Source organism: Geobacillus sp. LEMMY01, from assembly GCF_002042905.1.
Lineage (GTDB): Bacteria > Bacillota > Bacilli > Bacillales > Anoxybacillaceae > Geobacillus > Geobacillus proteiniphilus.
Genome location: NZ_MVKA01000013.1, coordinates 20,632 through 34,570 on the forward strand (window position 1 = coordinate 20,632; position 13,939 = coordinate 34,570).

A 13,939-nucleotide genomic window follows, 5' to 3' on the forward strand; every position below is an offset into this window, starting at 1 on the left:
TTATTCTTCAATTTCTTTGACTTTGACAAGGTGGGCCACTTTATTGATCATCCCGCGGATCGCAGGATTGTCATTATGGACGACCGTTTGGTGCATTTTCCGCAGGCCGAGCGTTCTGACGGTAACGCGTTGGTCTTCCGGACGGCCAATCACGCTGCGCGTGAGGGTAATCGCCAGTTTTTTTGCCATGATCGTTCCCTCCTTATCCTAACAGTTCCTCGACTGTTTTGCCGCGCAATCTCGCTACGTCTTCGGCGCGTTTTAATTGTTTCAGCCCATCAAACGTTGCGCGCACCATGTTGATTGGCGTGTTCGAGCCGATCGATTTCGACAAGATGTCGCTGATGCCCGCCAGCTCTAATACAGCACGCGCCGGACCCCCAGCGATGACCCCGGTACCTTCGGAAGCGGGTTTCAAAATGATTTCCCCGGCACCGAAATGGCCGATGACTTCATGCGGAATCGTTGTGCCGACGATCGGCACTTCAATCAAGTTTTTCTTCGCATCTTCAATCGCTTTGCGGATCGCTTCTGGAACCTCTTGTGCTTTTCCGGTGCCAAATCCGACATGGCCGTTTTTATCGCCGACGACGACGAGAGCTGAAAAGCGCAGGCGACGTCCGCCTTTCACGACTTTTGCTACACGGTTGACCGCGACTACACGCTCTTCCAATTCAAGTTTGTTTGGATCGATACGACGCATCGTTGTCCCTCCTTTGTAATTAGAATTCCAAGCCGGCTTCGCGGGCGGCGTCTGCCAATGCTTTTACCCGTCCGTGATACAAATATCCGCCACGGTCGAACACGACTTTTTTAATGCCTTTTTCCAACGCACGTTTGGCGACAAGTTCGCCGACTTTTTTCGCTGCCTCAATGTTGTTCGTCGAATCTAAGCCAAACTCTTTATCCAACGTCGAGGCGCTGACGATCGTTGACGATTTTGTATCATCGATAATTTGCGCGTAAATATGTTTATTTGAACGGAACACGCTCAACCGCGGACGTTCAGCCGTGCCGAAGATTTTTTTGCGGATGCGCGCGTGTCTTTTCTTCCGAACCGCGTTTCGGTCAACTTTCGTGATCATCGAATGTCACTCCTTTCGCTTCGCTATGCCGCGTTATTTACCAGTTTTGCCTTCTTTCAGGCGCACAAGTTCGCCTTCGTAGCGGATGCCTTTGCCTTTATACGGCTCTGGCGGACGAACCGCGCGAATGTTGGCGGCCAGTTCGCCGACGCGCTGTTTGTCTGCCCCTTTGACGATGATTTTCGTTTGGGATGGCACTTCAATTTCAAGCCCTTCTTCCGGCTCAATTTCTACCGGATGAGAATAACCAACGCTCAATACGAGCTTTTTCCCTTGTTTCGACGCCCGGTACCCGACACCAACGAGTTCGAGCGCTTTTTCATAACCTTTCGAAACGCCTTCGACCATGTTGGCGAGCAAGCTGCGCGTCGTGCCATGGAGCGCGCGATGATGCTTTTCATCGCTTGGACGCGTAACGGTGATCACATTGCCCTCAACAGTGATCGTCATATCTGGATGGAACGTGCGGGTCAGTTCCCCTTTCGGCCCTTTGACCGTAACCGTGTTGCCGTTGACCGTAACGGTGACACCGGCAGGAATTTCAATTGGTTTTTTGCCGACACGTGACATGTCAAAAACACCTCCATTCTTGAGCAGATAGATTACCAAACGTAGGCGATTACTTCGCCGCCCGTGCCTTTTTGCCGTGCTTCTTTGTCTGTTAAGATGCCTTGCGATGTCGAAAGAATCGCGATCCCTAAGCCGTTCAGGACGCGCGGCACTTCATGGGCTTTGACGTAAACGCGCAGCCCCGGTTTGCTGATGCGTTTCAGCCCGGTAATGACACGTTCGTTGTTCGGACCGTATTTCAAGAAGATGCGGAGAATGCCTTGTTTGTTGTCTTCGATATATTCATAATCACGAATAAACCCTTCGCGCTTTAAAATTTCGGCGATTTCCCGCTTGATTTTCGAAGCCGGGACTTCGAGCTTTTCGTGACGCACCATGTTCGCATTGCGGATGCGAGTCAGCATATCAGCAATTGGATCTGTCATCACCATTATGTTTTACCTCCTTCCCAATCAATGGGTTGATTACCAGCTGGCTTTTTTGATGCCTGGAAGTTGACCTTTGTATGCGAGCTCACGGAAACAAATACGGCACAATTTAAATTTGCGGTAGACCGAGTGCGGGCGGCCGCAGCGCTCGCAACGGGTGTACGCTCTCACTTTAAACTTCGGCGTCCGTTTTTGTTTCGCGATCATCGATTTTTTAGCCACGATTTCGCCTCCCTTGCGTTATGGGATCATTATTTTTGGAATGGCATGCCGAGCAACGCCAGCAGTTCACGAGCTTCTTCATCCGTGTTGGCCGTTGTGACGATCACGATGTCCATGCCGCGCACTTTGTTCACTTTATCATAGTCAATCTCAGGGAAAATGAGCTGCTCTTTAATGCCGAGCGTATAGTTGCCGCGGCCGTCAAACGACTTTTTCGATACGCCGCGGAAGTCGCGCACGCGCGGAAGCGAGACCGAAATCAACTTATCGAGAAACTCATACATCCGTTCGCCGCGCAGCGTCACTTTCGCACCAATCGGCATCCCTTGACGAAGACGGAAGCCGGCGATCGATTTTTTCGCACGCGTTACCACCGGACGCTGGCCGGCGATCAACGTCAGCTCCTCAACGGCGCTGTCTAATGCTTTCGGGTTTTGCACCGCATCGCCGACACCCATGTTGATGACGATTTTTTCGATTTTTGGCACTTGCATGATCGATTTATAGTTGAACTTGCTCATGAGAGCGGGTACGACTTCGTTTAAATACTTCTCTTTCAGGCGGTTCATAAAAGTACCTCCCTTCCTGCGTCACGGTTATTTATCCAAAATCTCACCGGATTTTTTCGCATAGCGCACTTTTTTGCCATCGACAATTTTGTAGCCGATGCGCGTCGGTTCACCCGTTTTCGGGTCGAGCGGCATGACTTTCGAAACGTGGATCGGCGCTTCTTTTTCAATGATGCCACCTTGCGGATTCGCTTGCGACGGTTTCGCATGCTTTTTCACAATGTTGACGCCTTCGACGATGACGCGGTTTTTCTTCGGAAACGCCGCCAGAATGACGCCTTGTTTGCCTTTGTCCTTGCCGGAGATTACTTGCACTTTATCGCCTTTTTTTACATGCATCGCATTCGCACCTCCTTGAAACGCTGTTCCGTTCCATTAAATAACTTCCGGAGCTAAAGAAATGATTTTCATGAAGTCTTTATCGCGCAATTCGCGGGCAACCGGTCCAAAAATACGCGTGCCGCGCGGACTTTTGTCATCGCGGATGATGACGCAGGCGTTTTCGTCAAAACGGATGTACGAGCCGTCCGGACGGCGCACCCCGCGTTTCGTGCGGACAACAACCGCTTTAACGACTTGACCTTTTTTAACAACGCCACCTGGTGTCGCATCTTTGACCGTCGCCACAACGACGTCACCGATGTTCGCATAGCGGCGGCCCGAACCTCCGAGCACTTTAATGACAAGCACTTCACGTGCACCAGAGTTATCAGCTACTTTTAAGCGAGATTCTTGTTGAATCATCGACGAAACCTCCTTTCGGAATTATCTCTCCGACCTAAGCGAAGAACGATTACAGAACAACCGCTTTTTCGATGACTTCCACTAAGCGGAAGCGTTTTGTGGCCGACAGCGGGCGAGTTTCCATAATTTTTACGATATCGCCGACTTTAGCGATGTTATGTTCATCATGCGCTTTATATTTTTTCGAATATTTCACGCGTTTGCCGTACAGCGGATGTTTTTTGTACGTTTCGACCAACACGGTGATCGTTTTGTCCATTTTGTCCGATACAACCCGCCCAACGTACACTTTGCGTTGATTGCGTTGGCTCATTCCACAAACCTCCTCTCAAACACACATTATTTATTGGCAGCGAGCTCACGTTCGCGAATGATCGTTTTCATGCGGGCGATGTCTTTGCGCACTTGGCGGATGCGCGCCGTGTTTTCCAATTGACCTGTGGCCAGTTGGAAGCGAAGGTTGAACAATTCTTCCTTCAATGCTTTAATTTTTTGTTCGATTTCGGCAGTGGTCAACTCACGGATTTCTTTCGCTTTCATTACGCTTCACCACCAGTTTCTTCACGTTTTACAAATTTGCATTTGATCGGAAGTTTGTGAGAAGCGAGACGCAATGCTTCACGTGCCACTTCCTCAGAAACACCACCCACTTCAAACATCACTTTGCCCGGTTTGACAACGGCGACCCAGCCTTCCGGCGCCCCTTTACCGGAACCCATCCGCACTTCAAGCGGTTTTGCCGTATACGGTTTGGAAGGGAAAATGCGGATCCATACTTTCCCGCCCCGTCTCATGTAACGGGTCATCGCCCGACGGGCTGCTTCGATTTGCCGGTTCGTAATCCAAGCTGATTCTAATGCTTGCAACCCAAATTCACCGAAATGAACTTCCGTGCCGCCTTTCGCCCGGCCTTTCATCCGTCCGCGATGTTCACGGCGATATTTGACGCGTTTTGGCATTAACATGATTATTTTCCTCCTTCCTCAGCTTTTTTCTTGGTCGGAAGGACTTCTCCACGATAAATCCATACTTTCACGCCGATTTTTCCGTACGTCGTATCCGCTTCTGCTGTTCCATAGTCAATGTCAGCGCGCAACGTATGGAGTGGAACCGTCCCTTCGCTGTAATGCTCCGAACGAGCGATGTCAGCCCCGCCTAAACGGCCGGATACCATCGTTTTGATTCCTTTCGCCCCAGCGCGCATCGCACGTTGGATCGCTTGTTTTTGCGCCCGACGGAACGATACGCGGTTTTCAAGCTGACGAGCGATATTTTCAGCAACAAGACGTGCATCCAAGTCCGGTTTTTTGATTTCTACAATGTTGATATGGACGCGTTTACCGGTCAATTGTGCGAGCGCTTTACGGAGCGCTTCCACTTCCGAACCGCCTTTCCCGATGACCATGCCCGGTTTGGCGGTATGGATCGTTACGTTGACGCGGTTGGCTGCCCGTTCAATCTCCACGCGGGAGACGGCCGCGTCTTGCAGGCGTTTGCTAATGTATTCACGGATTTTCAAGTCTTCGTGCAACAGATCTGCATAGTCTTTTTCCGCATACCATCTTGATTCCCAGTCACGAATGATGCCGATGCGCAGACCGATCGGGTTGACCTTTTGACCCACGGATTATCCCTCCTTCTTTTCTGAAACGACGATCGTAATATGGCTTGTGCGTTTGTTAATGGCGCTTGCCCGTCCCATGGCGCGCGGACGGAAACGTTTCAGCGTCGGGCCTTCGTCGACATACGCTTGAGTGATGACCAAGTTGTTGACGTCCATGTCATAGTTGTGTTCAGCGTTGGCAACTGCCGATTTCAACACTTTCTCAATGATTGGGGAAGCCGCTTTTGGCGTATGGCGCAAAATGGCGAACGCTTCGCCCACTTCTTTCCCGCGAATCAAATCAATGACTAAGCGCGCTTTACGAGGAGCGATGCGAACGGTTCTCGCAACAGCTTTAGCTTGCATATCTAAAACCTCCTCTCATTACCGTTTCGTTTTCTTGTCATCGCCAGCATGGCCGCGGAACGTGCGCGTCGGCGCAAATTCACCGAGTTTGTGCCCGACCATGTCTTCCGTAATGTAGACCGGAACGTGTTTGCGGCCGTCGTACACCGCGATCGTATGCCCAACAAACTGCGGGAAGATCGTCGAACGGCGAGACCACGTTTTGATCACTTGTTTTTGCCCAGTTGCATTCAGTTTTTCGATTTTTTTCATCAAATGCTCATCGCAAAACGGACCTTTTTTCAAGCTGCGACCCATAAGTGAACCTCCCTTCTGAATTGCGCTCGTTCATTATTTCTTGCGGCGACGGATGATGAATTTATCCGATTTGTTTTTCTTTTTGCGGGTTTTGTACCCAAGCGTCGGTTTGCCCCATGGCGTCATTGGCGACTTGCGTCCGATTGGCGCTTTCCCTTCACCACCGCCGTGCGGGTGGTCAACCGGGTTCATAACCGAACCGCGAACTGTCGGACGAATCCCCAACCAGCGAGCTCGTCCTGCTTTCCCGATGTTGACAAGTTCGTGTTGCTCGTTGCCGACTTCACCAACCGTTGCGCGGCATTTGCCTAAAATCATGCGCACTTCGCCGGAAGCCAAACGAACGATGACGTATTTTCCTTCTTTCCCGAGCACTTGCGCCGACGTACCAGCTGCACGCACCAATTGCCCGCCGCGGCCTGGTTTCAGCTCGATATTGTGAACGAGCGTACCGACCGGGATGTTCTCAAGCGGAAGCGCATTGCCGATTTTAATGTCCGCATCTGGACCGGACATGATTTCCATGCCGACTTTCAAGTTTTTCGGCGCAATGATGTAGCGTTTTTCACCGTCTGCATAGTTGATGAGCGCGATGTTGGCGGAACGGTTCGGATCGTATTCAATCGTAGCAACGCGTCCCGGAATTCCGTCTTTGTCGCGTTTAAAGTCGATAATCCGATATTGGCGTTTATGGCCGCCGCCTTGATGGCGCACCGTAATTTTCCCTTGATTGTTGCGGCCCGCCTTTTTCTTTAACGGAGCAAGCAACGATTTTTCCGGCTGATCCGTCGTAATTTCCGAGAAATCAAGTACCGTCATGCCGCGACGGCCGTTCGATGTCGGTTTGTACTTTTTGATCGCCATCGGAATGTCCCTCCTTCGTTGGTATAATGTTACACTTCAAACAGTTCGATCTCTTTGCTGTCCGGCGTCAGCGTTACGATCGCTTTGCGGCGGCGGTTCGTATAGCCGCTGTAACGGCCGACGCGTTTGAATTTCCCTTTATAGTTCATAATGTTCACTTTAGCTACTTTAACGCCAAAAATTTTCTCGACGGCGTCTTTCACTTCCGTCTTGTTCGCTTTGACGTCGACCTCAAACGTATATTTTTTTTGCCCGATCAAGTTCATTGTATTTTCCGTGATGATGGGGCGCTTAATAATGTCGCGAGGGTCTTTCATTATGCAAGCACCTCCTCTACTTTCTCCACGGCCGCCTTCGTAATGACGAGTTTGTCATGGTTGAGCACATCGAGCACATTGATGCCGTTGGCAGCAACCACTTTTACGCCCGGGATGTTGCGCGCCGACAGATATACATTCTCATTCAGCTCGTCGGTCACAATAAGTGCTTTCCGATCCACTGCGAGATTGTTTAAAATTTTGACCATTTCTTTCGTCTTTGGTGCTTCGAGCGACAGTTGATCCAAGACTACAATCTCATTTTCCAGCACTTTTGACGATAGCGCTGATTTGATCGCCAAACGGCGAACTTTTTTCGGCAGTTTGTAGCTGTAGCTGCGCGGAACTGGACCAAAGACCGTACCGCCGCCGCGCCATTGCGGAGCGCGAATCGAACCTTGACGGGCGCGTCCTGTCCCTTTTTGGCGCCATGGCTTACGACCGCCGCCGCTCACTTCAGCGCGGTTTTTCGTTTTATGCGTTCCTTGACGCATCGAGGCGCGTTGCATAATCACTGCTTCGAACAACACATGCTTATTCGGTTCAATCCCAAAAACGGCGTCGTTCAACTCGATTTCGCCGACCATCTGACCGTTTTGGTTGTATAATGCTACTTTTGGCATTACGTAGTTCCTCCTTTCTTGGCCGAATGTTATTTCGCCTTCTTCGCCGCTTTCACGGCGCTTTTGACGATGACTAAGCCTTTTCTCGGACCCGGCACATTGCCTTTAATGAGCAGCAAGTTGCGCTCCGGATCCACTTTGACGATTTTCAAGTTTTGGATCGTGACGCGCTCACCACCCATGCGGCCCGGCAAGTTTTTCGTTTTGAAAACGCGGTTAGGCGCGATGGACCCCATCGAACCCGGACGGCGATGGTAACGGGAACCGTGAGCCATTGGCCCGCGCGATTGACCGTGGCGTTTGATCGCGCCTTGGAAGCCTTTCCCCTTGGAAATGCCCGTGACATCGACGATGTCGCCTTCGCTGAAGATGTCGACTTTCACTTCTTGGCCCACTTCGTATTCATGAATGTTGGCGCCGCGGATTTCACGAATGAAGCGCTTAGGTGCCGTATTTGCTTTGGCAGCATGGCCAATTTGCGGTTTATTGGCGCGTTTTTCGCTAATATCCTCAAAACCTAATTGGATCGCTTCGTAACCGTCATTTTCGATCGTTTTCTTTTGCAGGACGACGTTCGGCGTCGCATGGATGACGGTTACCGGAATCAAATCGCCGTTTTCCGCAAATACTTGCGTCATACCGATCTTTCTTCCTAAGATTCCTTTCGTCATTTGTCACACCTCCTAGTCGATTAAAGTTTAATTTCAATGTCAACGCCCGACGGCAAATCGAGACGCATTAACGAATCCACCGTTTGCGGAGTCGGGTTGATGATGTCGATCAAACGTTTATGCGTCCGCATTTCGAATTGTTCACGGGAGTCTTTGTACTTATGAACGGCGCGCAAGATCGTATACACCGTTCTCTCCGTCGGCAACGGGATCGGGCCCGACACTTTTGCTCCGGAACGTTTTGCGGTTTCCACAATTTTCTCCGCCGATTGATCTAAAATCCGATGATCGTAAGCTTTTAAACGAATGCGAATTTTTTCTTTTGCCATTTCGTTTCCCTCCTTCTTCGCCTATTTTGAAAATAGACTTCTCCACGGAAATTTCCTGCACACCGCCGTGGCAAAGCGGCCGGGTGTGTCAGCAACCTTCCGCTTCATCGCAGTCAAAGACCAACATTTGATATTATACTGGTATGTAAGCGAGATTGCAAGTGATTTCTTCGCTTTTCCCACACTTCTTCTATTATACATAGCTGCCATCCCGTTTTCAACACGGCCGCCAATCAGACAGTCAAGATGGCATCAAAAAAAAGGATGTCCATTGCTGGACACCCTTTTTTGCCGCGATTACTCGATGATTTCCGATACAGAGCCGGCGCCAACCGTACGGCCGCCTTCGCGGATCGAGAATTTCGTACCTTCTTCGATCGCAATCGGGGCGATCAGTTCAACCGTCATTTCAACGTTGTCGCCAGGCATAACCATTTCGACGCCTTCCGGAAGCGTGATAATGCCCGTTACGTCCGTCGTACGGAAGTAGAATTGCGGACGGTAGTTCGAGAAGAACGGAGTATGGCGTCCGCCTTCTTCTTTCGTCAGGACGTATACTTGCGCTTTGAATTTCGTGTGCGGCGTGATCGAACCAGGTTTCGCCAACACTTGGCCGCGCTCGACTTCATCGCGCGATACGCCGCGGAGAAGCGCACCGATGTTGTCGCCGGCTTCCGCTTGGTCGAGAAGTTTGCGGAACATTTCTACACCCGTAACGGTCGTCGTTTTCGGCTCATCCGACAAACCGATGATTTCAACCGGGTCGCCAACTTTCAACGTACCGCGTTCAACACGGCCTGTTGCAACCGTACCGCGGCCCGTGATCGAGAAGACGTCCTCGATTGGCATCATGAACGGTTTGTCCACTTCACGTTGCGGCGTCGGGATGTATTCGTCAACCGCATTCATCAGTTCAATGATTTTTTCTTCCCATTGCGGGTCGCCTTCAAGCGCTTTTAATGCCGAACCTTTGATGACCGGCACTTCATCGCCCGGGAAGTCGTATTCAGAGAGAAGATCGCGAACTTCCATTTCAACAAGTTCAAGCAATTCTTCGTCGTCCACCATGTCGCATTTGTTCAAGAATACAACGATGTACGGAACACCGACTTGGCGGGAGAGAAGAATGTGTTCGCGCGTTTGCGGCATCGGACCGTCAGCCGCCGATACAACAAGGATTGCGCCGTCCATTTGCGCCGCGCCCGTGATCATGTTTTTGACGTAGTCAGCGTGGCCCGGGCAGTCAACGTGCGCATAGTGGCGAGCATCTGTTTCATACTCGACGTGCGCCGTCGAAATCGTAATCCCGCGTTCACGCTCTTCCGGAGCAGCGTCGATTTGGTCGTACGCTTTTGCTTCGGCTTTGCCTTGTTTCGCCAAAACCGTCGTGATCGCAGCTGTCAACGTCGTTTTCCCGTGGTCAACGTGGCCGATCGTGCCAATGTTGACGTGCGGTTTCGTGCGCTCAAATTTCGCTTTAGCCATGAGAGATATCCTCCTTAAAAGTAAGATATGAATTTATATGGTTAGGTAAGTATAGGATGCTTGGGAACAAAATGTTCCCAAGTCGTACTTACATAAGTATTTATAGCGAAACTAGCAAGAGAAATCAATTATTCGCCTTTATTTTTTTTGATAATTTCATCGGCGATGTTTTTCGGAACTTCTTCATAGTGGTCAAACACCATCGAGAACGTTCCGCGTCCTTGCGTGTTCGAACGGAGCGATGTCGCATAACCGAACATTTCAGCCAGCGGCACCATCGCCCGGACGACTTGGGCGTTGCCGCGCGCTTCCATCCCCTCGATGCGGCCGCGACGGGACGTGATGTCGCCCATGATATCACCGAGGTACTCTTCAGGGATGACGACTTCGACTTTCATGATCGGTTCCAAAAGAACCGGATCGCACTTCGTCGCGGCGTTTTTCAATGCCAAGGAAGCAGCGATTTTGAACGCCATTTCGCTCGAGTCGACATCGTGGTACGATCCGTCAAACAGTTTCGCTTTAATGTCGACAACCGGATAGCCGGCTAAGACGCCGTTTTGCATCGCTTCTTCCAATCCAGCTTGGACGGCCGGCACATACTCTTTCGGAACAACCCCACCGACGATGGCGTTCTCGAATTCGAAGCCTTTGCCGCGCTCGTTCGGCGAGAATTCGATCCAAACGTGGCCGTATTGACCGCGGCCGCCGGATTGACGGATGAATTTGCCTTCGACTTGCGCTGATTTGCGGAACGTTTCGCGGTAGGCAACTTGCGGCGCCCCGACGTTCGCTTCGACTTTGAATTCACGGCGCATCCGGTCGACGATGATGTCAAGATGCAACTCGCCCATCCCGGAGATGATCGTTTGTCCCGTTTCCGGGTCGGTGTGAGCGCGGAAAGTCGGGTCTTCTTCTTGCAATTTTTGCAGCGCTTGGCTCATTTTGTCTTGGTCGGCTTTCGACTTCGGCTCGATCGCCACCGAAATGACCGGTTCTGGGAATTGCATCGACTCTAAAATGACAGGATGCTTCTCATCACATAGAGTATCACCGGTCGTCGTATCTTTTAAACCTACCGCTGCGGCAATATCACCGGCATAGACTTTCGAAATTTCTTGACGGTGGTTCGCGTGCATTTGCAACAAGCGGCCGATCCGTTCGCGCTTCCCTTTCGTCGTGTTCATCACATATGAACCGGAATCAAGCGTTCCAGAGTAGACGCGAATGAACGTCAATTTCCCGACATACGGGTCAGTCATGATTTTAAATGCCAAAGCGGCAAACGGAGCGTCGTCGCTTGCTTCGCGTGTCACTTCTTCTTCGGTATCCGGAACGACGCCGCGAATCGCCGGGATGTCAACCGGAGACGGCAAGTAGTCGACAACGCCGTCAAGAAGCAGCTGAACACCTTTGTTTTTGAATGCCGAGCCGCAGAAGACCGGGAAGAATTCAACGCTGATCGTCGCTTTGCGGATCGCGGCCTTCAGCTCTTCCGTCGTGATTTCTTCCCCTTCTAAATATTTCATCATTAATTCTTCGTCCAGCTCAGCGACCGCCTCAATCAGCTTGTTATGGTACTCTTCTGCCATATCGCGGTATTCTTCCGGAATGTCAATGCGCTCAATGTTTTTGCCAAGCTCATCATGGTAATGGTACGCGCACATTTCAACCAAGTCGATAATGCCGGAGAATTGATCCTCAGAGCCGATCGGCAGCTGCACCGGATGGGCGTTCGCTTGCAGGCGGTCATGGAGCGTTTTCACCGAATACAAGAAATCGGCGCCGATTTTATCCATTTTGTTGACGAACACGATCCGCGGGACGCCATATGTCGTCGCTTGGCGCCAAACGGTTTCCGTTTGCGGTTCAACGCCCGATTGCGCGTCTAAGACCGTGATGGCCCCGTCCAATACGCGCAACGAACGCTCAACCTCGACCGTAAAGTCGACGTGCCCCGGCGTGTCGATGATGTTGATGCGATGGCCTTTCCATTGCGCCGTTGTCGCCGCCGACGTGATCGTAATTCCGCGCTCTTGTTCTTGTTCCATCCAGTCCATCGTTGCCGCGCCTTCATGCACTTCCCCGATTTTATGAACGCGGCCGGTATAGAACAAGATCCGTTCAGTCGTCGTCGTTTTCCCGGCGTCAATGTGCGCCATAATCCCTATGTTGCGAGTCTTTTCCAAGGAGAACTCTCTTGCCATAGTGGTTATTTTCTCCTTCCTTCAAATATGAAATATAAGTAGATGGCGCCGCCATCGATGGCGCAATCCCCTTGTCTTTGAAGTTGTCCGACGTGCGGCCGGAAAGGCCGCAATATATAGGAAGATAGGTGAATAGGCAACCGCAGTGCCTTCTCACCTATTTCCTTTAGGCGACGCTCCTTACCAGCGGTAGTGGGCAAACGCGCGGTTCGCTTCAGCCATTTTATGCGTATCTTCGCGTTTTTTCACCGCTGCACCCGTGTTGTTGGCAGCGTCCATAATTTCATTTGCCAAGCGCTCTTCCATCGTTTTTTCGTTGCGAAGACGCGCATATTGCACGAGCCAGCGCAAACCGAGAGAAACGCGGCGGTCCGGACGAACCTCAACCGGAACTTGGTAGTTCGCCCCACCAACGCGGCGAGCGCGCACTTCCAACACCGGCATAACGTTTTTCAACGCTTGCTCAAACACTTCCATTGGATCTTTACCCGTGCGCTCACGGATAATATCAAACGCGGTGTAAAGAATTTTTTGCGCTTTCGATTTTTTGCCGTCGATCATAATTTTATTGATCAAACGGGTAACAAGCTTCGAATTGTAAATTGGATCCGGCAGTACGTCACGTTTAGCAACAGGGCCTCTACGTGGCATAGTGTTTCCTCCCTTCAGGAAAACATTCTCTTCATTTCATTATTTTTTCGCTGCTTTTGGTTTTTTCGCGCCGTATTTCGAACGACCTTGCATCCGATTCGCTACGCCTGCGGCATCCAACGCCCCACGGATGATATGGTAGCGCACCCCCGGCAAGTCTTTGACACGTCCGCCGCGGATGAGCACAACGCTGTGTTCTTGCAAGTTATGGCCGATCCCCGGAATGTACGCCGTAACTTCAATCCCATTTGTCAGGCGGACACGGGCGTATTTCCGCAACGCCGAGTTCGGTTTTTTCGGCGTCATCGTGCCGACACGCGTGCAAACGCCGCGTTTTTGCGGAGACGACACATTCGTTTGCTCTTTTTTGAAGCTGTTATACCCTTTGTTCAACGCAGGGGATTTCGATTTAACAACTTTTTTCTCGCGTCCTTTGCGGACCAATTGGTTGATTGTAGGCATGAAAAGATCCTCCTTTCGCATGTATCGTTTAAGCCCACATATCCAGGTGGTTCATTGTTTATGCAAATAAAGGTTTTAGGGGAGAAAGGCAAAACGTTACCGAAGGATCGCCACCGCGGCCGCGCCGACTTGGATTTTGCACGCCTTGCCAAGCTTTTTCATCGAATCGACTTTTGTGACCGGCACGTTTGCCTCATTGGCGGCGGCGGTCACTTTCTCGATGATCGGCAAGTCGGCATCCTCCGCCACGATCACTTCCGCTGCTTTCCCTTCCTTTAAAGCCCTTATCGTTTGTTTGGTTCCAATGACAATTTTTCCAGCCTGTAATACTTTTTCATAAGACATGTAACATATCCTCCAAAGTACCAGGTTGTTGGAACACCTTTATTAGACTACCATTTTCTTTGCCGATTGTCAACTGGATTTTTTATTTGGCAATGGCCGGC

At 50.9% G+C, this 13,939-nt stretch carries 25 protein-coding genes; all 25 read right to left on the minus strand.

Features of this window, described 5'->3' with window-relative positions:
• Positions 1-189: a 50S ribosomal protein L30 gene (rpmD, locus tag B1A75_RS08095; protein ID WP_014194602.1), complete on the minus strand. Its 189-nt coding sequence runs from the start codon at positions 187-189 to the stop codon at positions 1-3.
• 13 nt (positions 190-202) lie between these two features.
• Positions 203-703, minus strand: coding sequence for a 30S ribosomal protein S5 (gene rpsE / locus B1A75_RS08100; RefSeq protein WP_011229636.1), 501 nt, complete (start codon positions 701-703; stop codon positions 203-205).
• A gap of 19 nt (positions 704-722) precedes the next feature.
• Entirely contained in the window at positions 723-1,085 is a 363-nt protein-coding gene (gene rplR / locus B1A75_RS08105; RefSeq protein WP_011229635.1) for a 50S ribosomal protein L18, read from the minus strand.
• Positions 1,086-1,118: 33 nt separating this feature from the next.
• Complete coding sequence (gene rplF, locus B1A75_RS08110; RefSeq protein ID WP_011229634.1) at positions 1,119-1,655, minus strand: 50S ribosomal protein L6; 537 nt, start codon at positions 1,653-1,655, stop codon at positions 1,119-1,121.
• Positions 1,656-1,687: 32 nt separating this feature from the next.
• Positions 1,688-2,086: a 30S ribosomal protein S8 gene (gene rpsH / locus B1A75_RS08115; RefSeq protein ID WP_012820490.1), complete on the minus strand. Its 399-nt coding sequence runs from the start codon at positions 2,084-2,086 to the stop codon at positions 1,688-1,690.
• A 33-nt stretch (positions 2,087-2,119) separates the two neighbouring features.
• Positions 2,120-2,305, minus strand: coding sequence for a type Z 30S ribosomal protein S14 (locus B1A75_RS08120; RefSeq protein WP_003247599.1), 186 nt, complete (start codon positions 2,303-2,305; stop codon positions 2,120-2,122).
• A gap of 29 nt (positions 2,306-2,334) precedes the next feature.
• The gene (gene rplE / locus B1A75_RS08125) at positions 2,335-2,874 is read right to left on the minus strand and encodes a 50S ribosomal protein L5 (RefSeq protein ID WP_011229632.1); all 540 of its coding nucleotides are present in this window, start codon (positions 2,872-2,874) and stop codon (positions 2,335-2,337) included.
• Between the two features lie 27 nt (positions 2,875-2,901).
• On the minus strand, positions 2,902-3,213 hold the full coding sequence (gene rplX, locus B1A75_RS08130) for a 50S ribosomal protein L24 (protein ID WP_011229631.1): 312 nt from the start codon (positions 3,211-3,213) through the stop codon (positions 2,902-2,904).
• Positions 3,214-3,249: 36 nt separating this feature from the next.
• Positions 3,250-3,618, minus strand: a complete 369-nt coding sequence (rplN, locus tag B1A75_RS08135; RefSeq protein WP_011229630.1) for a 50S ribosomal protein L14 — start codon at positions 3,616-3,618, stop codon at positions 3,250-3,252.
• Between the two features lie 49 nt (positions 3,619-3,667).
• Positions 3,668-3,931 carry a 30S ribosomal protein S17 gene (gene rpsQ, locus B1A75_RS08140; protein ID WP_011229629.1) on the minus strand — a complete coding sequence of 88 codons (264 nt, stop codon included), beginning with the start codon at positions 3,929-3,931 and terminating at the stop codon, positions 3,668-3,670.
• A gap of 26 nt (positions 3,932-3,957) precedes the next feature.
• Entirely contained in the window at positions 3,958-4,158 is a 201-nt protein-coding gene (rpmC, locus tag B1A75_RS08145) for a 50S ribosomal protein L29 (protein WP_011229628.1), read from the minus strand.
• On the minus strand, positions 4,158-4,583 hold the full coding sequence (gene rplP / locus B1A75_RS08150; RefSeq protein WP_011229627.1) for a 50S ribosomal protein L16: 426 nt from the start codon (positions 4,581-4,583) through the stop codon (positions 4,158-4,160). Before rplP ends, rpmC begins: the two co-directional genes overlap by 1 nt.
• 2 nt (positions 4,584-4,585) lie before the next feature.
• Positions 4,586-5,242, minus strand: a complete 657-nt coding sequence (gene rpsC / locus B1A75_RS08155; protein WP_011229626.1) for a 30S ribosomal protein S3 — start codon at positions 5,240-5,242, stop codon at positions 4,586-4,588.
• Positions 5,243-5,245: 3 nt separating this feature from the next.
• A complete protein-coding gene (gene rplV / locus B1A75_RS08160) occupies positions 5,246-5,587 on the minus strand; it encodes a 50S ribosomal protein L22 (protein ID WP_011229625.1) in 342 nt (113 codons plus the stop codon).
• Between the two features lie 18 nt (positions 5,588-5,605).
• Positions 5,606-5,884, minus strand: a complete 279-nt coding sequence (gene rpsS, locus B1A75_RS08165; protein WP_011229624.1) for a 30S ribosomal protein S19 — start codon at positions 5,882-5,884, stop codon at positions 5,606-5,608.
• A gap of 33 nt (positions 5,885-5,917) precedes the next feature.
• Positions 5,918-6,748 carry a 50S ribosomal protein L2 gene (gene rplB, locus B1A75_RS08170; RefSeq protein ID WP_011229623.1) on the minus strand — a complete coding sequence of 277 codons (831 nt, stop codon included), beginning with the start codon at positions 6,746-6,748 and terminating at the stop codon, positions 5,918-5,920.
• A gap of 29 nt (positions 6,749-6,777) precedes the next feature.
• Positions 6,778-7,065: a 50S ribosomal protein L23 gene (gene rplW, locus B1A75_RS08175; RefSeq protein WP_011229622.1), complete on the minus strand. Its 288-nt coding sequence runs from the start codon at positions 7,063-7,065 to the stop codon at positions 6,778-6,780.
• Positions 7,065-7,688: a 50S ribosomal protein L4 gene (gene rplD, locus B1A75_RS08180; RefSeq protein ID WP_074043594.1), complete on the minus strand. Its 624-nt coding sequence runs from the start codon at positions 7,686-7,688 to the stop codon at positions 7,065-7,067. The genes rplW and rplD overlap by 1 nt, the downstream gene beginning before the upstream one ends.
• Positions 7,689-7,717: 29 nt before the next feature.
• Positions 7,718-8,359 (minus strand): 50S ribosomal protein L3, encoded by a 642-nt coding sequence (gene rplC, locus B1A75_RS08185; protein ID WP_074043595.1) that lies wholly within the window; start codon positions 8,357-8,359, stop codon positions 7,718-7,720.
• A 20-nt stretch (positions 8,360-8,379) separates the two neighbouring features.
• Positions 8,380-8,688: a 30S ribosomal protein S10 gene (rpsJ, locus tag B1A75_RS08190; RefSeq protein ID WP_008881945.1), complete on the minus strand. Its 309-nt coding sequence runs from the start codon at positions 8,686-8,688 to the stop codon at positions 8,380-8,382.
• 297 nt (positions 8,689-8,985) lie between these two features.
• The gene (gene tuf / locus B1A75_RS08200; RefSeq protein WP_011229619.1) at positions 8,986-10,173 is read right to left on the minus strand and encodes an elongation factor Tu; all 1,188 of its coding nucleotides are present in this window, start codon (positions 10,171-10,173) and stop codon (positions 8,986-8,988) included.
• 128 nt (positions 10,174-10,301) lie between these two features.
• The gene (fusA, locus tag B1A75_RS08205) at positions 10,302-12,380 is read right to left on the minus strand and encodes an elongation factor G (protein WP_074043597.1); all 2,079 of its coding nucleotides are present in this window, start codon (positions 12,378-12,380) and stop codon (positions 10,302-10,304) included.
• 180 nt (positions 12,381-12,560) lie between these two features.
• A complete protein-coding gene (gene rpsG, locus B1A75_RS08210) occupies positions 12,561-13,031 on the minus strand; it encodes a 30S ribosomal protein S7 (RefSeq protein WP_011229617.1) in 471 nt (156 codons plus the stop codon).
• A 39-nt stretch (positions 13,032-13,070) separates the two neighbouring features.
• Complete coding sequence (gene rpsL / locus B1A75_RS08215; RefSeq protein WP_011229616.1) at positions 13,071-13,493, minus strand: 30S ribosomal protein S12; 423 nt, start codon at positions 13,491-13,493, stop codon at positions 13,071-13,073.
• 96 nt (positions 13,494-13,589) lie between these two features.
• Entirely contained in the window at positions 13,590-13,838 is a 249-nt protein-coding gene (locus B1A75_RS08220; protein WP_011229615.1) for a 50S ribosomal protein L7ae-like protein, read from the minus strand.
• Between the last annotated feature and the right edge of the window lie 101 nt (positions 13,839-13,939).